The sequence below is a fragment of the Scytonema hankhaensis NUACC26 genome (assembly GCF_045865695.1).
In the GTDB taxonomy this organism is placed as follows: Bacteria; Cyanobacteriota; Cyanobacteriia; order Cyanobacteriales; family Nostocaceae; genus Scytonema.
Genome location: NZ_BAACAP010000201.1, coordinates 15,694 through 37,001 on the forward strand (window position 1 = coordinate 15,694; position 21,308 = coordinate 37,001).

General features: G+C 37.6%; 17 protein-coding genes and 1 pseudogene. 11 read left to right on the forward strand and 7 right to left on the reverse strand.

Annotated features, from left to right (window positions below; genetic code table 11):
* Positions 1-4: 4 nt before the first annotated feature.
* From ACKTT2_RS23185 to ACKTT2_RS23195, 3 genes and pseudogenes are all read right to left on the reverse strand, one after another.
* A complete protein-coding gene (locus tag ACKTT2_RS23185) occupies positions 5-229 on the reverse strand; it encodes a type II toxin-antitoxin system HicA family toxin (RefSeq protein WP_407890883.1) in 225 nt (74 codons plus the stop codon).
* A 2-nt stretch (positions 230-231) separates the two neighbouring features.
* On the reverse strand, positions 232-438 hold the full coding sequence (locus ACKTT2_RS23190; protein WP_407890885.1) for a type II toxin-antitoxin system HicB family antitoxin: 207 nt from the start codon (positions 436-438) through the stop codon (positions 232-234).
* A 67-nt stretch (positions 439-505) separates the two neighbouring features.
* Positions 506-1,090 (reverse strand): annotated as a pseudogene (locus ACKTT2_RS23195) (ABC transporter ATP-binding protein); the annotation flags it as partial.
* A gap of 264 nt (positions 1,091-1,354) precedes the next feature.
* Here ACKTT2_RS23195 and ACKTT2_RS23200 point away from each other — a divergent pair.
* Positions 1,355-1,630: a hypothetical protein gene (locus ACKTT2_RS23200; RefSeq protein WP_407890887.1), complete on the forward strand. Its 276-nt coding sequence runs from the start codon at positions 1,355-1,357 to the stop codon at positions 1,628-1,630.
* Entirely contained in the window at positions 1,596-1,874 is a 279-nt protein-coding gene (locus ACKTT2_RS23205; RefSeq protein WP_407890889.1) for a hypothetical protein, read from the forward strand. Before ACKTT2_RS23200 ends, ACKTT2_RS23205 begins: the two co-directional genes overlap by 35 nt.
* Positions 1,875-2,102: 228 nt before the next feature.
* Here the strand turns inward: ACKTT2_RS23205 and ACKTT2_RS23210 are convergent, their stop codons facing one another.
* On the reverse strand, positions 2,103-3,839 hold the full coding sequence (locus ACKTT2_RS23210; RefSeq protein ID WP_407890891.1) for an ABC transporter ATP-binding protein: 1,737 nt from the start codon (positions 3,837-3,839) through the stop codon (positions 2,103-2,105).
* A gap of 680 nt (positions 3,840-4,519) precedes the next feature.
* On the opposite strand from ACKTT2_RS23210, the gene ACKTT2_RS23215 reads away from it, so the two are divergent.
* From ACKTT2_RS23215 to ACKTT2_RS23225, 3 genes are all read left to right on the forward strand, one after another.
* Positions 4,520-6,262: an iron uptake porin gene (locus tag ACKTT2_RS23215; protein WP_407890893.1), complete on the forward strand. Its 1,743-nt coding sequence runs from the start codon at positions 4,520-4,522 to the stop codon at positions 6,260-6,262.
* A 31-nt stretch (positions 6,263-6,293) separates the two neighbouring features.
* Positions 6,294-7,514 (forward strand): PstS family phosphate ABC transporter substrate-binding protein, encoded by a 1,221-nt coding sequence (locus tag ACKTT2_RS23220; protein ID WP_407890895.1) that lies wholly within the window; start codon positions 6,294-6,296, stop codon positions 7,512-7,514.
* A 246-nt stretch (positions 7,515-7,760) separates the two neighbouring features.
* Positions 7,761-8,495: a class I SAM-dependent methyltransferase gene (locus ACKTT2_RS23225; protein ID WP_407890897.1), complete on the forward strand. Its 735-nt coding sequence runs from the start codon at positions 7,761-7,763 to the stop codon at positions 8,493-8,495.
* A 293-nt stretch (positions 8,496-8,788) separates the two neighbouring features.
* Here ACKTT2_RS23225 and ACKTT2_RS23230 read toward each other — a convergent pair whose 3' ends face one another.
* From ACKTT2_RS23230 to ACKTT2_RS23240, 3 genes are all read right to left on the reverse strand, one after another.
* On the reverse strand, positions 8,789-9,190 hold the full coding sequence (locus ACKTT2_RS23230) for a VOC family protein (RefSeq protein WP_407890899.1): 402 nt from the start codon (positions 9,188-9,190) through the stop codon (positions 8,789-8,791).
* Between the two features lie 147 nt (positions 9,191-9,337).
* Positions 9,338-10,141, reverse strand: coding sequence for a sulfite exporter TauE/SafE family protein (locus ACKTT2_RS23235; protein WP_407890901.1), 804 nt, complete (start codon positions 10,139-10,141; stop codon positions 9,338-9,340).
* Between the two features lie 75 nt (positions 10,142-10,216).
* The gene (locus tag ACKTT2_RS23240; RefSeq protein ID WP_407890903.1) at positions 10,217-11,071 is read right to left on the reverse strand and encodes a TauD/TfdA family dioxygenase; all 855 of its coding nucleotides are present in this window, start codon (positions 11,069-11,071) and stop codon (positions 10,217-10,219) included.
* 1,454 nt (positions 11,072-12,525) lie between these two features.
* Between ACKTT2_RS23240 and ACKTT2_RS23245 the strand changes: the two genes are divergently transcribed.
* The 6 genes from ACKTT2_RS23245 to ACKTT2_RS23270 all read left to right on the forward strand — a co-directional run bounded on the left by ACKTT2_RS23245 (position 12,526) and on the right by ACKTT2_RS23270 (position 21,287).
* Positions 12,526-13,773: a response regulator gene (locus ACKTT2_RS23245; RefSeq protein ID WP_407890905.1), complete on the forward strand. Its 1,248-nt coding sequence runs from the start codon at positions 12,526-12,528 to the stop codon at positions 13,771-13,773.
* Positions 13,774-13,954: 181 nt separating this feature from the next.
* Positions 13,955-15,058, forward strand: coding sequence for a chemotaxis protein CheW (locus ACKTT2_RS23250; RefSeq protein ID WP_407890907.1), 1,104 nt, complete (start codon positions 13,955-13,957; stop codon positions 15,056-15,058).
* A gap of 162 nt (positions 15,059-15,220) precedes the next feature.
* Positions 15,221-16,678 carry a methyl-accepting chemotaxis protein gene (locus ACKTT2_RS23255; protein ID WP_407890909.1) on the forward strand — a complete coding sequence of 486 codons (1,458 nt, stop codon included), beginning with the start codon at positions 15,221-15,223 and terminating at the stop codon, positions 16,676-16,678.
* 108 nt (positions 16,679-16,786) lie between these two features.
* On the forward strand, positions 16,787-19,063 hold the full coding sequence (locus tag ACKTT2_RS23260; RefSeq protein ID WP_407890911.1) for a hybrid sensor histidine kinase/response regulator: 2,277 nt from the start codon (positions 16,787-16,789) through the stop codon (positions 19,061-19,063).
* 113 nt (positions 19,064-19,176) lie between these two features.
* Positions 19,177-20,235: a chemotaxis protein CheB gene (locus tag ACKTT2_RS23265; RefSeq protein ID WP_407890913.1), complete on the forward strand. Its 1,059-nt coding sequence runs from the start codon at positions 19,177-19,179 to the stop codon at positions 20,233-20,235.
* Positions 20,232-21,287, forward strand: coding sequence for a phosphodiester glycosidase family protein (locus tag ACKTT2_RS23270; RefSeq protein ID WP_407890915.1), 1,056 nt, complete (start codon positions 20,232-20,234; stop codon positions 21,285-21,287). The genes ACKTT2_RS23265 and ACKTT2_RS23270 overlap by 4 nt, the downstream gene beginning before the upstream one ends.
* Positions 21,288-21,308 lie beyond the last annotated feature (21 nt).

The following is a 21,308-nucleotide window of genomic DNA, read 5'->3' on the forward strand; positions in this document are numbered from 1 at the left end:
GGACTTAAGCAGCAGATACAAATTCTTTTACAGTAAGTCCAGCAGTGCGAATAAGACTACGCAAAGTCCCTTTTGCTACCTCATTATGGTCAGGTATAGATAAGGTGACAATTTCACCGTCCTTAACCATAATCATGTGGCTTCCAGTTTGTCGCACTACTTGCCAACCAAATTTCTCAAAAATGCGAACTACTTGACGACCGCTTAAAACGGGAAGTGCAGATGACATACCTATGCTACAACCTCAACTTGATGAGTCTCAATGGTCAGTGGTAAACCAAGTTCTGCACGTACTTGTAAGCAAGCTGCTATCGCATCCTTTATATTTTCTAGAGCTTTTTCTTTTGTCTGTCCCTGACTAACACAACCAGGTATACTGGGACATTCTATAATCCAAACACCATCTTCGTCACGATCGAGGGTCACGTTAAATTTCATAGTCTTTGAAAGTGTATGCGTTTTGGTTTTTTCAGTGTAACAAGCAAGATTTAATGATAAATCTAAATTAGGGCTTGCTGAACTGCTGTGAATAAAACTGTGCATAGCGATTTTCCAACGCCAACAATTCCTCGTGAGTTCCTGACTCTACAATTTGTCCTCGTTCGAGAACTAAAATGCGATCGCACCGTCAGACTGTACTCAAGCGATGAGCTATAATAAATACAGTGCGCCCCTCCATAAGTCTTTCTAATGCTTCTTGTACCAAAGCTTCTGATTCAGAATCTAAGGCGGATGTCGCTTCATCTAAAATGAGTATTCTGGGATTGAGAAGGACTGCACGTGCGATCGCAATTCTTTGTCGTTGTCCGCCTGATAAATTGACACCTCGTTCCCCAACCCAGGTGTAGTAACCATCTGATAATTGAGTAATGAATTTATGAGCGTTGGCAATTTTAGCTGCTTTCTCAACAGCTTCCATATCAAATGAATCTTGCCCAAAAGCGATATTTTGAGCGCTCGTTCCTGAAAACATGATAGTTTCTTGAGGAACAATACCAATCTGTCGCCGCCAGCTATGCAGTGTCACATCTCTGATATCAACACCATCTATTAAGATTTGACCTGAGTTCGGATCGTAGAAGCGAGGTAGCCTTTTCAAGGTGTTGTTTTATGGCTTGTTACTAGTCCTTCTGATGGAATCTCTAAACTGCTTACTTGACATTACTTTCCAGGGAGGTTCGAGGCTGTACGAGCTAGTTAATTAGCATGGAATTTGTAACCAATTCGTGTTAATATAAGTATAAATTATTTTTAGGAAACAATATATGAGAGTGCATAAAGTGTACTTGAAAATGTGACAAGACTAAAAAAATATTTTCAATAACTTAGTTTATCAATACAGAGTTTGATAACAATGCAGTCACCAGAAAATCAAATTATTCCCCTAACCTCAAATCTAAATGAGGTAAATGATGACATTATAGTTAGCTCTACTGAAAGTGAACGACTAGCACAAGAAAAAATAGAGGCGAGAATGCGGCTTTTAGCAATGCCGCCAGATGAAGCACAAAAGCTGGCAAATCAAATACTACAACCTCAGTACTGGAAATTTGACCCTAGTACCCATGTATGGGAAGAAAGCATTCCTACTCACTATGGCGAAGATACTGACTCCTGTCGATCTACATGATGTTTTTGTCATCTTACAAGCACGCTTGTTAGATGCTATTGTTGTCGGTGGGCAAGCCGTCAACCTTTGGGCTTACCAGTTTCAATCTCGGTGTCCACAGTTACAAGAGTTTCTACCATTTGCAAGTGAGGATTTAGATTTTTATGGTGGTAGAGTGGAGGCGAGCGCTTGTAACGATGCCTACCTATTAAGGACAACTCATTCTTACCAACAACCCATTAAGCACCAGCTTGCTCTAAATTAACTTTGACAACAAGGTTCTTTTCTTTAGTGCGCTGTGAGGAAATGATTTCTAGTTGGTATGAGGTACAAAGAAACTTATTCACAAATGTTGTACGTGAGTATATTGTAAATAATTTAACTAGTGCTGGCACTGTTTAAAGGCATTGATTACTATTTTTGTCAATGCGTAAGTCCTATTTAGTTTTTTCTCGCCGACTTACTTACTTGTGTGTATACAGTCATCTAAAATTCAACATGATTTCACACTAAATTGCTGTGAATAAAACTGTGCATAGCGATTTTCCAACGCCAACAATTCCTCGTGAGTTCCTGACTCTACAATTTGTCCTCGTTCGAGAACTAAAATGCGATCGCACCGTCGGACTGTACTCAAGCGATGAGCTATAATAAATACAGTGCGCCCCTCCATAAGTCTTTCTAATGCTTCTTGTACCAAAGCTTCTGATTCAGAATCTAAGGCGGATGTCGCTTCATCTAAAATGAGTATTCTGGGATTGAGAAGGACTGCACGTGCGATCGCAATTCTTTGTCGTTGTCCGCCTGATAAATTGACACCTCGTTCCCCAACCCAGGTGTAGTAACCATCTGGTAATTGAGTGATGAATTTATGAGCATTGGCAATTTTAGCTGCTTTCTCAACAGCTTCCATATCAAATGAATCTTGCCCAAAAGCGATATTTTGAGCAATCGTTCCTGAAAACATGATAGTTTCTTGAGGAACAATACCAATCTGTCGCCGCAAACTATGCAGTGTCACATCTCGGATATCAACGCCGTCAATTAAGATTTGACCCGCGATCGGATCGTAGAAGCGAGGTAAAAGGTTGACAAAAGTTGTTTTACCTGCTCCAGAAGCACCGACTAGGGCAATGGCTTCTCCTGGCATTGCTAGTAAACTAATATCTTTTAATACGGGTTCCCCAGATTTATAGGCAAAAGACACGTGACGATATTCTACCTTTCCGGTAACAGTCGGAAGTAAAATAGCATCTGGTTTTTCTACCACCGTTGGTTGAATAGCCAAGATCTCAAAAACACGGTCAACTGATGCTTCACCTTGTTTAAACTCGTTGTAATTATTGGTTGTGTGACTGATGGGATCTATTAAGGAGGCTGCTGCTGCTAAAAAACTAAAAAATTCGGCTACCGTTAGGTTACCGCGAGCGATCTGCCATGCGGCAAACAATAAAAGCAGTAAAAAACTCACTGCTTGTAAAAAACCGACAATAGGAATTTGAATGGCTTTGAGTTGTTCGGTAGAGTATTTTGCTTTTAAAGCACGTTCGGCTTCGCGACTAAACCGAGCAATCTCATAATCTTCGGCTGCAAAAGCTTGTACTATTCGGATACCGCTAAAAACTTCTGTTAGTATAGATGACAAATCGGAAACACGGCTTTGGCTTTTGAGGGAGAATAATCGCAACCGTTCGCCAAACCACCCAATCAAAAGACCCATCAACGGTGCAACAATGACTGTAGTTAGGGTAAGTTGCCAGTTGAGGTAAATCATGTATATGGGAATGGCTACCAACTGCAAGGCGCAGGGAATAAAATCGTGAAAAAGTTTGTGTACGACTTCTCCAACCCGATCTATATCTTCAGTGAGTCGATAAGATAAGTCGCCTGCTTTTGCTGTTTCAAAGTAGCTAAAATTTAACTTTTGAAGATGGGTATAAACTTGCTTGCGGAGATGAAAAGCAACTCTCAGAGCAGCTTTTGCCATGTAGATATCTTGTACGGACTGAAAAAAGCCCCTCACAAGAAACACGCCACCTAAGATGCCCAAAATTTCGGCGATTGTAATAACGTTTCCTTTGCCAAAGGCATTGGACAATTCCTTGACAAGCGAGATCAGTGCTAGGGTTACCAGTACGTATCCTAAAATGCCAACAAATCCTTTGAGGAGCGTTTGCCATTGGGGTCGGATATATGGTAAGAGATGCCAGTAATGAGAGCGTGTTTTCAAGCGATCGAGTCCACAATCATATTTCTCTTTATTTTGACGCGATCGGGTTCCCTATGGTTTCAGTATAAGTAGGTTGGGTTGAGGAACGAAACCCAACATTTAATCGAATTATAAGGAACGAAACCCAACATTTTAAATATGAAGATTGTTTAGTTATTGTTGAAAGTTTTCAGGAGTTATACGGAGAAACTTGCTTTTTGAGGATTTCTTTGGTAATTTGAATTTGCGAGATATCCGTAAGAAGCTTTTGTGATTAACAATTTTTTTACAATATAATCTCAAAGCAACAATGATAATCAAAAAATGAGACACGGGTGTATTGAGCGATAAGCTTCCCTTAACGACTAAAGCCGTATTGCATTGCTTCTATTAAACAAAGGTCTATTCTACTTAACTACAAAAGAAATTTAAGTAAAACAGGGTTCTAGCATCATACCATTCCTATACACGCTTATATGTGAGCTGTGTAAATTAAGCCTGACCTTTTTACCCCCCTTAGTCCCCCCGATGTATTGGGGGGAAACTAGATTTCCAGTTCCCTTGTAAAGGGGGGAAACTAAATTTCCAGTTCCCTCCCCTTGTAAAGGGGAGGGTTAGGGTGGGGTAAGTGGGGTAAAACTGGTGCTAAAACTTCCGTTTACGAGCTATTTTCGACTATTAAGGTGTGAGTGAGATCAATAATGACGACAAAAACACTTTGGAAACTTCTCAAAGTCACTACAGTAGTATTTGCTGCTATATTTTGTGCTGTTGATGAGACTTTAGCGGATGAAATTGGTAAACGAATAACATCTGTCGAGCAGTTGTCTCAAGAGTCTGACAGCCTAAGCCAAGTCACATCAGTATCTCAATTTTCTGACGTACAACCGACAGACTGGGCATTCCAAGCATTGCAATCTCTAGTAGAACGGTATGGTTGTATTGCTGGCTATCCTAATGGAACCTATCGCGGAAATCGTGCTCTGACTCGTTATGAATTTGCAGCAGGGTTGAATGCTTGCTTGGATAGGGTGAACGAACTGATTGCGACAGCAACTGCTGACTTGGTTAAAAGGGAAGATTTAGCAACTTTACAACGCTTGCAAGAAGAATTTGCAGCAGAATTGGCTACTTTGCGCGGTCGTGTAGATGCAGTGGAAGCCCGCACAGCCGAATTGGAAGTAAATCAGTTTTCCACCACTACAAAATTGACAGGAGAAGCTATATTCAACGTGGCTGAGGCTTTTGGAGATGACAGAGCCTTTCCTTACGGGTTCGATCGCGATGACTTTAATGGCGTTAACTTGGCAAACCAAACTCAAGTTGTTAACCGCATAGCGACTTTAACAGGTTTTAACACCGCACAAGCTCAAGCATTGCTTAACTCTTATGGTGCTGGTAATTTTGCCAATTTAGATAAAGATGTAGCAGGTAATACCGTCTTTGCTGACCAAGTGCGGTTGAACTTTGATGCTAGCTTCTTTGGCAATGACCGTTTGCGAGTTAGGTTGCAAGCGCGGAATATTACCCTGTATTCTACAAGTACAACAGGAACAAACATGACTCGTTTCGGGTTTGATGGTAATGAAGACAATACCTTTAGAATTGATGACTTATACTATCAGTTTTACGTAGGCAATACACTGCGTGTGAATATTGCTGCAGCCCAAACTGAATTTTTAGATAGTATTTACACCTTTAATCCCACCTTACAATCCAATGGTACTGGTGCTATATCTCGCTATGGATCGTTAAGCCCGATCTACCGAATTGCTGATAACTCAGCAGGAGTAACACTCACATTTAGACCTAATTCATCGGTCAATGCCTCGCTAGGCTTACTATCACCACAAGCTAGTAACCCTGATTTGGGTCGCGGTCTTTTTAATGGTTCCTACGCAGCTATTGGTCAGATTACTTTTCGCCCCAGCAATGCTTTCAATATAGGATTAACTTATGTACGCAGTTACTTTAATAGTGAAGGTGGTGTTAACCTTCTTAGTTCTACTGGTAGTTTGAATGCAACTCGTCCATTTGGTAACTTTGCAACAATAGCTGATAACTATGGCTTCGAGGCGTTTTTTCGACCTAGCGCGAAGTTTGAAATTTCAGGCTGGATAGGGTATACAACTGCACAAGCCAAAGCCGGACCTTTTGAGGGTTCTAATGCAAATATTTTGTACTGGGCTGGTGCAGTCGCTCTAAAGGATTTGGGTAAAGAAGGAAGTTTCCTTGGAATTGTCTTTGGTCAACCACCTAAGGTAACGGATAGTGACGTGATTGAAGACCCCAACACTTCTTATCATCTAGAAGCACTCTATCGTTTGCAAATCAATGACAATATAAGCATTACTCCAGGTATATTAGTCATTTTTAATCCAGAACATAATAATGACAACAACACGATTTATGTAGGAACGCTTCGTACAACGTTTTCTTTTTAAGAAAAAATTTTACAATATAAAAATTACCTGGTTGCAACACCAAAGTAAAAAAATACAAAGAGAAAATAAAATGAATTCTAGGAAATTGAACGATCGAAAGAATAATCTTTGTAACCATTGTGGTTATGAGAAAAATCCTGTTGAAGCTAAACTCTGTCAAAGATGTGGTAAGCCTCTGAATATTGTTCCTTTGATAGACAAGAAGGAAACTACTACATCTAAATCAACGTCTGTTCAAGACTTACTATTAACACCTTGGATAGTTCGCTCTACCTTTGGATTACTATTTTTGTTCCTAAGTTGGTTAATTTTTTCTTTGTTTATTACTATCAACAAGTTAAACAATTCCGGTAATCCTGAAATTAACGCTTCTAATGAGAGTTTTTCTAATATTACACTGTCTAATTCTATTAGAGATGTATTGAACATCCCAGAAGGTACATTTAATTATGGTGGTGGAAATACTTTTGCTGCTTTGGTCGCTCAAGGCTTACATGAAGCTATTGCCGCATCTCACCCAAATTTTAAACTTCGCTACACTGAATCAAAAGATGGTAAATCTGGTGGTACAAAAGGTGTAGCTATGGTGCTTGATGGTCAACTAAGCTTTACTCTAAATGGAGCATCTCTTGAAGATACTGATTATAAAAAGGCTCAAGAACGAGGTTTTCAGTTAAAGCAAGTACCAGTAGCACTTGATGCACTCGTCTTTTTTACCCATTCAGATATCACTATTCCTGGGCTTTCAATTAAACAGCTTCAAGACATATATAAGGGTAAAGTGATCAACTGGAAGGAAGTAGGAGGACCCAATCTGCCAATTATACTTTTTGCTAGAGACCCTAAAGCTGCTAACATCTTGACCCTACTTCTAGGGGAAGAAGTCGATCAATTAAGTGATAAGACAAGATTTGTCAGAGATTACACTGACGCTATTCGGAAGGTTTCAGTAACTCCTGGCAGTATTTCCTTTGGAGCAAGTGCATTAATTAGAAATCAACAAACAATTAGACCCCTTGCCATTGCTAAAGGTAATTCTCAAGAATATGTACAACCATACGTAGAAGATAGAGAGAAGGTTAATACTGTTGCAATAAGAAATGGTTCTTACCCTATCAACCGACGTATGTTTATTGTCTTTCGTTTAGATGGTACAATCGATCAGCTAGCTGGCGAAGCTTACAGTAAAATCTTACTGTCTAAAGAAGGTCAGCAATTTGTTGAAAAAGCAGGACTTGTGTCTATACGTTGAGAAAATGACATGAATTTGGTATTACCTTTCTGAGATAGTCCAGTAGCATCAATCATTTCCGCCACATACCTTGACGTTAATGTTCTTAATTTCAGTAAGTAGGTGGGCGTTAAAAAACACAACCATGTTTAGTTTTGTAAATAAGCTCAAACTCAAGCTAAATTAACCTTTTCGTTTATCATTATGGGAGTACTATAATAAAGTAGAAAAATCAGTAATAAATGTAATATTGGAATCGCTGCCATTATGCCAAACCAATCAAGATCTATTACAGATGAGTGGTTCAATAAAGACTTTGCTAAACAATGGGATGAAACTGCATTTGAAGGAAATCACGCACGAACAAAACACTTGGATATTATGTTATCCATTATATTAAAAGAATACCAAGCAGCAAACACTATTCTTGACTTAGGTATTGGTTCAGGGCAATTTGAAGCAACAATCTTCGACCAAAGACCTAATGCTAACATTGTTGGTGTTGATTATTCTCCTGCAATGCTTGAACTAGCAGAGATTCGATTGCGTTCTTTTTTAGAGCAATGTGTGTTAATTCAACATGATTTCACAAATCTAGAAAAACTTGTTTTACCTCGGAAGAAATATCAAATTGCTGTTAGTGTTCAAGCATTACACCATATTTCACATCAGAAAAAGTTGGAAGTCTTTAAATATCTTTATCAAATTCTTGAAGAGAAGGGCATCTTTTTACTTTCAGATCGGATAACTATAAATACAACACATCTATCTCATCTTTACACTGCTCTGTGGGAATATTTAGAGGAAAACTCTAAGATGAAAAGTGGATGGAGTGGAAAATATTATGTCCATGAGCGATTACCACAAAAAGCAGATTATCCTGCTACACTTGAAGAGCTTCTCACTTTTTTACATGAAGCAGGGTTTCAAGCAGCTTGTTTGCATTTACAGATGGATCGGGCATTGATAGCAGGAATTAAACTACCTAAACCTCTGGTATAAGTAAAATACATATTCATAGCAGAATCGCATTCCTTCCTTAGATATGATAAGGAAGGAACAAGAATTTAATCCTTGAAAATTGCGATGCTGAAAAAATAGAGATCGAATACGAACTAATTATTTAATCATGCTCGAATAAGAAAATTTTGCTTAAGAATCTTTATAAAATTTTAGCATGGAACATATCGGGAAATTTTGCTGACAAACAAAACTTTAACCGAATGTATTGCTGTGCTGCTTTATTTTTAGGAATTTTTTTGTCGTAACTCACAACTTGACGTCTTAGTTTATTTCTAATAAACCATTTCTGAATTTAAGAAAAGTTTAAATTGAATTATATTATTAGATGGATCTTTCAAATAAAATGTCAATTGTTCTGCCGCTTCGCCTTGACGCTTATGTACAGTTTCTTGAATAAACTCGATATTTTGTTGCTTGGCTAAATTTATTACGTGAGAAAAATCATCCTGATTATTAAAAATTACACCAAAATGTCTTGGATATATTTGTGGGTTGGAATCTATTTTTTCAGGATAAAGATGACATACTAACTGAGTATCAAAAAAGTTTAAAGTTATTCTATCTGAGTATTTACGACCTAATTTGCATTGTAATTTTTTTATATAAAAATCTTCAGCTTCCTCCAAATCTCTACAAGGAATTGCAATATGAAAAACTGTTTTTAAGTTATTCACTTTCCGATCTCCATTAAGTAACATCAAAATTATATATAGGGTTTCCTCGTCTGCTGAGATACACATTTATCTACATCTGCGTCCATCCAAGTTCAACTGCGGTTACTTCAATATCTCGTACCTCACGAAAGTGGTAATTGCTATTTTTTAACTAAATGAGTGTAAATTTTCCAATATCATGAATGTTCCTGTTCCACTTAAAACCCAAGCAAGTATCTTACAGAGTGTTGAAGTGTTAATTTTTTTAAGAGACTGTGCTCCCAAATAGGAACCTACCAGTGTAGCTATCATTAGCGATACAATAAGTGGCAAATGAAATAGTGAATAAGATTTTAAAGTGAATACACTAGTAATAGCTCCAATACTAGCAGTGATAAAGTTAAGAGCAACATTTGTTCCCACTGCTTCTTTTGGCTCAACACCTAGAACTTGAATCATTGCAGGTAGTCTTATGCTACCAAGCATCAAACCTACAGCACCTGATAATACCCCCAGAGCTACTCCAATTAATATTTCAAATAGTAACTTTTTCCAATAAGCACGCTGATATTCGCCTTGAATAGCTTTTTTTGCATTTACTATTTGAAAACCTGAGTAAACAAGTAAAATTCCTATAACAATTTTCATCCAATCCGTATTGACATGAGCAAAGACAATCATACCGATAAATGCACCCAGGCCTGAAGGGATACCAATTGCACAAAGCAACCTAAAATCGACACGTCCTTCCTTAATATGACAATAAGTGCTAGCAAATGCCCCCATAGCAGAAGTAGCTAGATTCGTACCTGTTGCAATACCTATTGTATTAGTAGTTGATTGTAAGGCATAGATAAGTAAAGGTAATCGAATATCACCAAGAATGAGACCTACTGTAGCGCCTAAATAACTTAAAAGGAAGAAAATGATTGTGAGAACAAAAATAATGAAATAATTGTTAACGTCAAACATAGCACCCTTAATGAATTTAACGTTTTGATGAAAAAGAAAAATCAGAATTTTACATCATTCTCTTTATTGTTTTTACTAAGAAACGAAGCCCAATTTAAAGGCATGACTATAAGCGGAAATACCATCAAACCAAATTCTATTTAGTTTCCGACCTTCATTTTCTGGAAAAGCTGTTCTCCCATGTAGTATACTGAAGTTATCTAATAAAATTATTTGATTTTTTTCTAGTTTAAAAATTAATTGATTTTTAGGCTCCACAATATAATTTTTAATAATTTGATAAGCTTCTTGAATTTCTAGCGGGATATTAATTGAAATTACTGAATCTGCTCTAAAAGTCATCAATATTCTACCCTCATGTTTGATAAACACTGTTCTTGTAGCCGTTTCGCCACCTCTTGTGATAGTTAAAGGGTAAAGGAACAAGTTCTGTAAATACTGTGGGTAATTGTTTCTTAAATATTCGTAGACAAATTCAGCATAAACAATTTGTGATAAACCGCCCTTAGTAGAAGGTATTTCACATTGCATAGCAACAATTTTAGGAGGGTCTATATCGAATGAACCATCCGTATGTATCGGATGCATTTGATTAGTTGCTGAAATTTGAGCGCTCTTGTCAAGAATATTGATTGTATTTGTAACTTGGACGATACCATTTTTATCAGAACGTTTATGTCTCTTAATCGAACCAAAAAACTTCTTTAAAGCTAATAAATTCTTTTGAGGTTCAAGCACTGGTTCGCATTCCAATATAACAAACTTAAATTTGTTAAATATTTCAAACATTCTGTATTGTTCTTGTTCAGACATTTCTATAACTTTACTAATCTTTAGTGTGACACGATCGAGATTAAATTTTGAAACTTCAAAAACATCCAAACCACACTTATTTGTCTTAGAAACAAGAACTTCGTTTGTTAACATCATAAAAATTTACTCCACTGATTTCTTTGTAATTTCAATCAGATAAGTTCTAACAATGTTTTTTTACTTCCCGATTTATGATTCAGTGCTCAAAGAAAATCTTGCTAAGCATCAAAATTTAAATCTAAATTGCAACACACATAATTTGATGCTAATACATTCCACTTTTTTGGTACAAAATACTTGCATTTCTTAAGATTGGAATTTATTTTTAGTTTTTCAGAAAAATTTCTCTTTAGTTATTTATTTTTTAATAAAAAATAAAAAAGTGTAGTAGCAATTCTACTGAAATATTTATAAAAAAAATATATAAATTTTACATCGTCTAAAATGTTTCAGTAAAAAGAGCTTCTTTAGGTATTGAAGAATGGAAGAAAAGAAGGCTATTTTCACTTTTTTTTCGACTAAATTTCCTTAAAATTGAGTTTTTTCCGCTTTTTACTCGCTTTATGGCTTACCATCAGTTAACTTTCGATAAATTTTAAAAGATATTAGATACGTTAATCATATAAGTTTTAAAAGTTACAACTAAACTAAATATTTATACTACCATGTTAAAATTTCATGACTTTTTTGAACTTAGGTCTAACTTTTTAACAGCTTAAAATCAAGCTAAACATGAGTTTTTGAGGGAATTTTATAGCGCTCAACTATCCAAGGTAATAAATAATTTAAAGAAAAAAACTAACTCAAGATTGTTGAAAAATGTTAAATTTATGACTTGTAAATTTTTTTGTAATAGTGTATTTAGATATTTTTCAATGTAAACATCAGTTTTAACACGAGTTTAAAAATTAGAATGATTATTATTTTATATATTTGAAATTCAAGCTATAAGGTTTGGGAAGAAGTTGGGTTTCGGTCTTTACTTCAATTAATGGTAAAACTATGGTTGAAAGATTAGATCGCTGTATCGGCTTTTCCATAACTAAAAAATTTTTGTCAAAAAACATACGTAGTAATGTACTGTACTGAGTTCAGAAAAATTTAATAAACAAGCCGTGATGTGTGAGCTTTGCAAAAGCACGTGGAGCTTGTCCTTGCTTTTTGGCATTTTGTCTGGTAACTTTGGATATGCGAGATAAGAGCAATTAGTTTTATGCGTAACTGCTCTTTATGATTAAGAATATAGAAAAACGATCGCTCCTAAGTAAGCCTTTGTTAAGAAACACAGAATGGGTGTGTCTCAATTGTTACAATAAATATTAATTTGAGTTCAGTGTATCTACCATATATTTCTCTAGTAAAGCTAAGCATATCCCCATAAGATTGGTAGGTATCGGTTTATGTCTTGTACTCCACTTCAGATATCTGGCATTGTCGCAAGATTTGTGCGGCCGCGAAGCGCAGCTGTACCCAGCTTATCGCTCGGGCAGGTTCTTCACAACAGCAGAGCGTAATAAGTATTAATCTAACAATATTTGTTAAAATATATACCTTTTAATTTAGTTGCGGCAATGTTAAAAAAAATACAATATCAAGAAGGGCAATTACAGAATCTGCTGGAAGAGTTGCGATGTGAGGGTACGAGTGGCTCAGTTGAGATTGGCGCATTCGTCGATCCGGATCGACAACCCAGAACACGTGTTTTAGTTTTAGACAACGGTGAAATTATTTACGGCGGAGTAAAAATCCCGAGCAATCAAGAGTTTGCCCGACAATTTGGTGGAAAGTGTAGCAGTAGCTGGGCGGATACAGCTATCAGATACGCCGCACAAAAGCTAAAAAATCCATCGTCTTTTCGAGAACTGTTAGAACATATCGTTCGGATACGAGTGTTCAAGTGGGAGGAGATTGAAACACACGTCCGCACTCAAGTCGCACAAGTCTTGGAGCAAACTTTTTCATTTCCCGGACAATTGCGGGTAAATAATACAGTGCAAATTGACCTCAAGTATGGGCTTGATAGTCACAGCTTGAACTGGGATATACTCCTTCAAGAGGTTAGCGATCGCCAGAAAAAATGGGATGCTCTAGCTCCCATCGTCCCAAGTATGGAGGTTATCCCTCAAATTTTATCCGGTCGTTGGCGAGCCATTATCGAAAATAGCAAACAGCAACAATTACTGGAGAGGGTAAATGGTAGGCGATCGCTCATAGACATTGCCGAAGAATTAAACCAAGATCCACTAGAACTAGCCCAGTACTACAAAATATGGTCAACCTCGAATTTGCTCTCTATAAGGGAAAACACGTTTCCAACACCATCTCAACCTCAAGCTGTAACCCCATACGTTCCTATTCCCATAGAGCCAGAACTTCCAATTGTTTTGAGCGTTGACGACAGCCCAGTCGTACAGGCTCTTATAAAAAGAGCTTTGGTGAAAGACTACCAAGTTTTCTCTGCAAACAATGCTGTAGAAGCTTTAAAACTCTTGAATACCCATCCAATTATGCTATTGCTATTGGACGTGACCATGCCAGAAGTTGATGGTTTAGAGTTTTGCCGTACAGTCCGCAGTATTCCCAAATTCAAAAAATTACCTATTGTTATGGTAACGGCACGAGATAAGTTTTCTGATAAACTTCGAGGTCAGATTGCAGGCACTACCCATTATTTAACAAAACCATTTGAACCAGAAGCTTTACTGAAAATTGTGGATAAATATGTAGAAGAAAAAAAGCAAACTGAAGCTAATTTACGCGAGTTGCGTTTTCGGGCTTTAGAATTTCAGAGTCAAACCACAGCAAGACAAATTTTTTAAAAGGTCAATCAAGATTAACTTTAGCAATTCAATAGATATGTATTTTCTAAAAATATTTACTATTTTCATTAGACATCTCCAGAAATTAATTATGCATTACCAGAAAGTTTTGGTAGGGGCGCAAGGCGTTGCGCCCTTACATCTTTTCCAGAGATGTCTATTATACTGAGCGGTATTGTTTATGAATCAGAATAATAAATATTTAGCATTTCGCCTGCACGATTCACTATACGGTATTGAAGCAGAATTTATTCAAGAAATTTTTCCCCTTCCACAACTTATACCTGTTGCTGACACAAACGCCGATATTATCGGAGTTTTTTACTCAAAAGAACAACTCATTCCAGTATTACATCTCGATTTACTTTTAGGTTCTTCCTTAAAAGATTGCCATGTAAGCGATTATATCATTATCACACAGTGGGAAAACTTACAAATTGGCATAGTGGTTCACGAAATTTTAGAAATGATCGAACTAGATGACGCTCTCCTTGAAACAATATCATCACAGGAAGATTTATCTGTTAATGATATTTTCTTTATAAATGGAGTTATCCAGGTAGAGTCAGAAACCGTTTGGTTAATCAATTCTCAAAAATTGATACGCGATCCAGATTCTTTATTAACTCTTCTTTGGGATTTAGAAAGTGAATTAGAAGAGAGAAAACCCTCTTTTAAAAAACAAAATTATCATGAGAAAGATTTTGGAATTAAGGAAAAACAAACACCAAGTTTTTACGAGCTATATTGCCCAGATACAACTTTAGAAGAAAGAACTATTTTCCAGCAGCGAGCGTTAGAGCTTCAAGACATAGCAGTTGCATCAGAGACTGAAATAGAAAATACTTCTCTTGCAGTCATTGGCTTTGGAGATGAATATTTCGGTTTGGATTTAGAACTAGTACGAGAGTTCGCCAATATTCAAAATTTAAAACCCATTCCTTGCTGTCCAAAGCATATTATCGGCAATATGAATTTGAGAGGACAGATTATTACCTTAGTCGATATTCGCAATGTTTTGAATCTTCCGCTCGACCCCATCAACTTTGGTTCTAAAGCTGTTGTATTCCAAGTCAATGATATTCTAGCTGGCTTTCCAGTGGATAAAGTATTAGAAGTCGTTTCTGTCAAACAAAATGAGATGATGCCAGCGAGCGTAACTTCGCTTGATGACAGCATGCAGTATCTTCGAGGAATTACTCCTTTTAGAGAGAAATTTCTTTGTGTTTTAGACTTACCTAAAATCTTAACAGAAGGAGGTTTAATAGTGAACGAACAAATTTAGCTCGGCGATTGGGGACTGGCGATTAGGAAATAAATACCCAATCCCTAATCCCCATTGCCCCTCAACAAGGAGGGAGCCCCGAGTTCCCCAATTCCCATTGCCCCTCAACAAGGAGGGAGCCCCGAGTTCCCCAATCCCTCTTCTTACTAAGGATACATAATTATGTTTGCCAAAATTAAACTGAGAGAAAGAATTATCTTGGGATACTCCTTCCCACTACTATTATTGATGTTACTGAACGGCTTGGCTTTCTTAAACTATAGAAATTTAGATATATCTTTTCAAAAAGTACAAGAAGCTAAAAATGCTGATAAAGAAACATCTCAATTAACATTAAGTATTTCAACAGTTGAAAGAACCGTGCGCGATTGGTTGATATTTAACGATCGCCCGGAAACAGTGAGCGCATCCTATAAAGAAGGATTGGCTGAATATAAAAGCGCTGTTACATCAGTTGATAAAATTTCTGTGACTCCACGACAAAAAGAAAGAGTAACACAGATGCGCCAACTTGGAGAGCAAATCGAGCAATCTTCTCAGGAAATTGTGAGGTTAATCGAATCTGGCAAGAAAGATGAAGCACTCAAAATATTTCAACAGGGAAAAAGTAGAACTTTAGTACAACAAGTTGAGAATTTGCGCTCGGAATTTGAACGAGAGCAAGAAAGAATTACTACCTTGTTACTTCAAGATGTTAAACAATCGGCAACTATTGTACAAATTGTTGCTGGATTAGGAACATTCATCACGGTTATTATCTCATTAGTTATTGCTTATATCCTTGCGTCTACTATTGTTAAGGCAATCCAAGAAGCCTCCGACTCAGTTTCATCTTCTGTAAAAGATATTACTTCTACTGTTAACCAACAAGAGCAAATTATTTTTGAGCAATCTGCTTCTGTTGGTCAAACAACTAACACAATGCAGGAATTGGGAGTGTCTGCGCTTCAATCTGCCGAACAAGCAGAAATATCAGCCCAAAGAGCAAAACAAGCCTTAACTCTTGCTGAAGGAGGGACAAAAACAGTTGGTTTAACAGTAGAAGGGATTGCAGAACTACGAGACCAAGTAACTGCCATCGCTAACCAAATTGTCCGCTTAAGCGAGCAAACATCTCAAATCTCCAACGTTTCCGATCTGGTGGCGGACTTGGCAAACCAAACAAATATGCTGGCTCTTAACGCTGGGGTAGAAGCAGCACGTGCTGGAGACCAAGGAAAAGGTTTTGCCGTTGTAGCAGGTGAAATTCGCAAACTCGCCGACCAAAGTAAAAAGTCAGCAGACCGTATTAATAATCTAGTTAATGAAGTTCAAGCTGCGATAAACTCCACAATTATGGTGACTGATGAAGGCACAAAAAAAGCAACACAAGGAATTAAGCTCGTAGCGGAAACGGGAGACGTTTTCACAAGTATTGCTGATGCTGTTAATAACGTGTTCCTCAACACTCAACAAATTACCCAAACAGCCAAACAGCAAGCAATTACAGTACAACAAGTTGTTGCTGCTATCAACGCCGTCAACGTAGGAGCAGAAGAAACAGCCATAGGCATTACTCAAGTGAAAGTGGCTACCGAAGAACTTAACGAAGCTGCTCAAAATCTTCAGGCTGTACTTTAACAGTGACCAGTGACCAGTGACCAGTGACCAGTAACCAGTAACCAGTGACAAATGACACTTGACCAATGACGGTCTTGACTAGTTAGCTTTATTTGTGACGATCTACTTATGATGATAGAAGATGAAGAGTTGCGATCGCTCTACAAAGAAGCGAGTGCAGAACACATACAAAACATTGAAGCAGCCTTGCTACATTTAGAGAAAAATCCCCAAGACAATACCAAACTTGAGGGACTACTTCGAGAAATGCATTCCCTCAAAGGGGATTCTCGGATGTTAGGAGTAAAAGATGTAGAAACACTCACCCATGAAATGGAAGAAATTTTGGGAACTGTCAAGCGAGGCGAACAACTCTTAACACCTCAGTTATTTGATTGCCTTTACCAAGGGATAGATGCCGTCCGTAAAATTGCCCATGAAGCCATTACCGGACAACCATCAGGAGTCAGCGTCTTTCACGTTCTTGCCCAACTGATGACAGTTGAGTCTAACGATACACAGTTGGAAACTCAAAACATCATACCCGATTCCCAAAATACCACTCCGACTCATACTAGAGTGGAACAACCTCTAGTCTCCACAGAGACAATCCATCCCAATGAACCAACAGAACTTATTGATGACCGAATTGACACAATTCGTGTTGCATCTGAAAGACTCGATAAACTATTAACTTATGTGGGTGAATTAGTTGTCACCAAAGGTCAAATTGTCAACCAACTTACCGATTTAGAAGAAATTATCGCCTTATGGGAAGATTTAAATCAACAAATTTTTGCAAGTCGTAGATTATTTCAAGATTTACTACAAGACGTACCAGAGACAAAACAGCGATCGCTCCTCGAATTTTACGATTTATTAGAAAACCGCCTCAAGCAATTAGGAACTAATTTAAACAACCTTAAAAATAAAACCATAGACTCAAACAGCAGGCTTGAAACAGTATCTGACGAACTCAACTCAGGCGTCACATCTGTCCGACTTGTACCGTTGTCAGGAATTTTTAATCTTTTTCCTCGTACCATCAGGGACTTAGCCAAGCAGCAAGGCAAAGAAGTCAATCTCAAAATTGAGGGAGGAGAAACTTCTGTAGACAAGCGAATTTTAGAAGAGATGAAAGATCCCCTGTTACACCTCCTTCGCAATGCGATCGATCATGGTATTGAAACGCCTTTAGAACGGCAACAAGCTGGTAAACTTCCTACAGCCACAATCCTGATTCGGGCTACGCAAATTGGTAACACTGTAACGATAGAAGTTTCAGACGATGGGCGTGGTTTGGATGTCGAAGCCATTAAACAAGCTGCACTGCGTCGAGGCATATGCGCTGAAGAAGAACTCTTGAGAATGTCCGTCGCTGAAATTCAGTCATTGATTTTTGCACCGGGATTCTCCACCCGCACTTCAGTCACAGAAATTTCTGGTAGAGGAGTTGGTTTAGATATTGTACGTGCAAACGTTGAGCGTTTGAAGGGAAACATACTTGTAGAATTTACACCTGGTTTGGGTTGTTTGTTTCGCATTACGATGAATAGCGTCCTTGCAACCAATCATGTCTTAATTGTAGAAATTAACCACAATCCCTATGCTATCCCCATTGAATTTGTAGAAACCATGCTCTTGGTTTCTCCTCAAGAAATCTTTGCAGTGGAAGGCAGTCAGACTTTTTCCTTCCAAGGACAACCCGTATCTATTGTTTGGCTTGCCGACTTACTCGGTTTGCCCGTAAAAGTTCCTGCCTCAACCCAAGCATTAACCACTGTTTTAAAAAGTATTCCATGCGTTATTTTACAACTTGGTTCCCAACGTTTAGCTTTACTAGTAGATAACGTTGTAGAGTTACAAGAAATTGTTTTAAAACCACAAAGTAGTTTGCTCAAACGAGTTTGTAATATTGCTGGAGCAACTATTCTAGGGACTGGGGAAGTTTGCATGGTTCTAAGTCCGACCGATTTATTTAAATCAGCTAAAAAAACAGTTGTTTCCATCACCGTAAGAGAATTAGCAGAAATCGCTCAAATTAAAAAGAGAATTTTGTTAGTCGAAGATTCACTTCCTATTCGTACTCAAATGCGACGGATTTTAGAAACAGCTGGTTATGAAGTTACAGTAGCTATAGATGGTCAAGATGGTTTTGAAAAACTAAGTGAAAACCAATTCGATGCTGTTGTTTCAGATGTCCAAATGCCAAAGATTGACGGGTTTGAATTTACTATGAAAATTCGCGAATTAGCAGAATATAAAGAATTACCTGTTATTCTCGTCACAACATTAGCAACCGAACAAGACAAAATTCAAGGCGAACGAGTGGGGGCAAATGCTTATATTACTAAAGGACAGTTTGAGCAAGGAGAATTTTTAGATATTTTAAGGAGATTAATATAATAATTATATAAATTTATGGAACCGCACCCTCGACGCAGACGAACGCAGATGAATCGGTATTTTATTTATGTGAAAACCGCTATATTTTAAAAATTAAACAGGAGTTTTAATCAATGTATTCATTAAAAAAGAGAGTGGTTTTAATTGAAGATTCTCCTATTGCTTTAGAGATTCTTCAACGAATGCTAAATTCCTCATCAGAAATAGATGTGGTTGGCACGGCGCGGAATGGAGAAGAGGGTTTGGAAGTTATTATTAGAACTCAACCTGATGTCATTTGTACGGACTTGCTGATGGAGGATATGGATGGTCTGGAATTAACTCGGCGCGTTATGTCTGAAAATCCACGACCCATTTTAGTTATTAGCAATTACGTACAAAAAACAGACATTGACAATGTTTTTCGATTGTTACAAGCTGGTGCGGTAGATGTTTTTCCAAAACCTGCAACTAATTCGCCCACTGATTATGAAAAACTCAAAGCAGCTTTAATTACCAAGATAAAAGTACTTTCTAATATGAAAGTGATTCCTAAACGGCAATATAAGCCACTTGCTTCTACAGAACTGATAACCTCTGGTTTTGTTTCCACAACAGGCTCGACAAGATTGATGTCAACTTCTCGCATCCAAATTATCGGTCTTGGAGGTTCTACCGGAAGTTTACAAACAATTCAAAAGATTCTCAACCAACTTCCGTCTGATTTTCCATTACCTATAATTTGCGTCTTGCATATGGGAGAAGGTGTTTTGTCAGGATTGGTTAAATGGTTGTCCTTAGAGTCAGCACTAAGGGTTAAAGTTGCTGAATTTGGCGAGTTTCCATTACCAGAAACGGTTTATTTCGCATCAGATAAAAATTACTTAGAATTAAATTCTCAAGGAACATTTATTTATTCAAAACCTCTATTGGGAGAGAAAAATTGTCCTTCAATTACAGTTACGTTTAAATCCCTCGCTAACTACTATGGTCAAGCGACAGCAGGAGTGTTATTATCTGGGATTGGGAGTGATGGAGCAGAAGGTTTGCAAACAATTTCTCAAGCAGGCGGTATGACACTAGCCCAAAATGATGCCATGTTTGGTATGGTCAAAGAAGCAATATCTTTAAATGCCGTTCAACATTTGCTTAATATTGAAGATATGGCTCCTTTCTTACTAAAAAACTTATGAAAACAATCTGGTGGTTTTTAGGAATGCTCACCAGTATGGGAGTATTAACAATCTTTGTTTGGCGTTCCTCACAAAACTCTGTTTTAGGCAGTGCAAATTTACCAAGTAGAAAATCTCTAACAGAAAATACTATTAGATATGAAAGGCGCATTCTCAACCAGAGTGACGCTCATATTATATTTGTTCCTTCTCAAAGCAATTTTTTAGTCACACCCGCAATATCACAAAACTTAGAAACTATCGAAAAATTTGCTCAGAAGAATCAAGCGATCGCGATCGTTAACGGTGGTTTTTTCGATCCCAATAATCAAAAAACTACATCAAATATTATCATACAAGGCAAGCTAGTCGCCAATCCCAGAGAAAACGAACGCCTTGTAAAAAATCCCGATCTCAAATCCTATCTCAATCAAATTTTTAACCGGATAGAATTTAGACGTTATATCTGTAACAAGTCTTTAAAGACTTCCCAATTTAAAAATCTCCACCTTTCTCTTGTGGAACGGGCTTCTAGCCCGTTCATTCAAGAGGGCGGGCGAGGACGCCCACCCCACAAGATAAATAATTTATTTCTTGGAAATCCCTTAGCTGAAAACTCAAAAACAAATAATATAGCCCGTTATGATATTGCTTTTCACAACGATCCACTACCTACAGGTTGTCTGTTAGTTGATGCTTTAGGAGGTGGACCAAAGCTGTTACCAAATTTAACCTTGGTACAAGAGGGCTTTGTCGATGAAGCGAAATCCCGCGATGCTTTGGGTAGCACTCAACTGAATGCTAGAAGTGCTGTAGGTATTACCCATGACGGTAGCATTATTTTGGTCATGATTTCTCAAAAGCCAAAAGTTTCTCCATCAGGAATATCTTTACCCGCACTTGCAGATTTTATGAAAAGTTTGGGTGCTGAAAAAGCCATGAATTTAGATGGTGGGAGTTCTTCTTCTCTGTATTACAATGGTAAAACTTTCTTTGGAAAAGTCGATCTGGAAGGGAACTCCGTAAAACGACCTATCAAATCAGTTTTGCTAGTTCGGAAAACCTATCTTTAACTTCCCAGTTCCCAGTCCCTA

What these genes read in the sequence shown, in the direction of transcription:
- ACKTT2_RS23185 (WP_407890883.1), bottom strand. Translation starts at nt 229, where the DNA reads ATGTCATCTGCACTTCCCGTTTTAAGCGGTCGTCAAGTAGTTCGCATT.
- ACKTT2_RS23190 (WP_407890885.1), bottom strand. Translation starts at nt 438, where the DNA reads ATGAAATTTAACGTGACCCTCGATCGTGACGAAGATGGTGTTTGGATT.
- ACKTT2_RS23200 (WP_407890887.1), top strand. Translation starts at nt 1,355, where the DNA reads ATGCAGTCACCAGAAAATCAAATTATTCCCCTAACCTCAAATCTAAAT.
- ACKTT2_RS23205 (WP_407890889.1), top strand. Translation starts at nt 1,596, where the DNA reads ATGGCGAAGATACTGACTCCTGTCGATCTACATGATGTTTTTGTCATC.
- ACKTT2_RS23215 (WP_407890893.1), top strand. Translation starts at nt 4,520, where the DNA reads ATGACGACAAAAACACTTTGGAAACTTCTCAAAGTCACTACAGTAGTA.
- ACKTT2_RS23225 (WP_407890897.1), top strand. Translation starts at nt 7,761, where the DNA reads ATGCCAAACCAATCAAGATCTATTACAGATGAGTGGTTCAATAAAGAC.
- ACKTT2_RS23235 (WP_407890901.1), bottom strand. Translation starts at nt 10,141, where the DNA reads ATGTTTGACGTTAACAATTATTTCATTATTTTTGTTCTCACAATCATT.
- ACKTT2_RS23240 (WP_407890903.1), bottom strand. Translation starts at nt 11,071, where the DNA reads ATGATGTTAACAAACGAAGTTCTTGTTTCTAAGACAAATAAGTGTGGT.
- ACKTT2_RS23245 (WP_407890905.1), top strand. Translation starts at nt 12,526, where the DNA reads ATGTTAAAAAAAATACAATATCAAGAAGGGCAATTACAGAATCTGCTG.
- ACKTT2_RS23250 (WP_407890907.1), top strand. Translation starts at nt 13,955, where the DNA reads ATGAATCAGAATAATAAATATTTAGCATTTCGCCTGCACGATTCACTA.
- ACKTT2_RS23255 (WP_407890909.1), top strand. Translation starts at nt 15,221, where the DNA reads ATGTTTGCCAAAATTAAACTGAGAGAAAGAATTATCTTGGGATACTCC.
- ACKTT2_RS23260 (WP_407890911.1), top strand. Translation starts at nt 16,787, where the DNA reads ATGATGATAGAAGATGAAGAGTTGCGATCGCTCTACAAAGAAGCGAGT.
- ACKTT2_RS23265 (WP_407890913.1), top strand. Translation starts at nt 19,177, where the DNA reads ATGTATTCATTAAAAAAGAGAGTGGTTTTAATTGAAGATTCTCCTATT.
- ACKTT2_RS23270 (WP_407890915.1), top strand. Translation starts at nt 20,232, where the DNA reads ATGAAAACAATCTGGTGGTTTTTAGGAATGCTCACCAGTATGGGAGTA.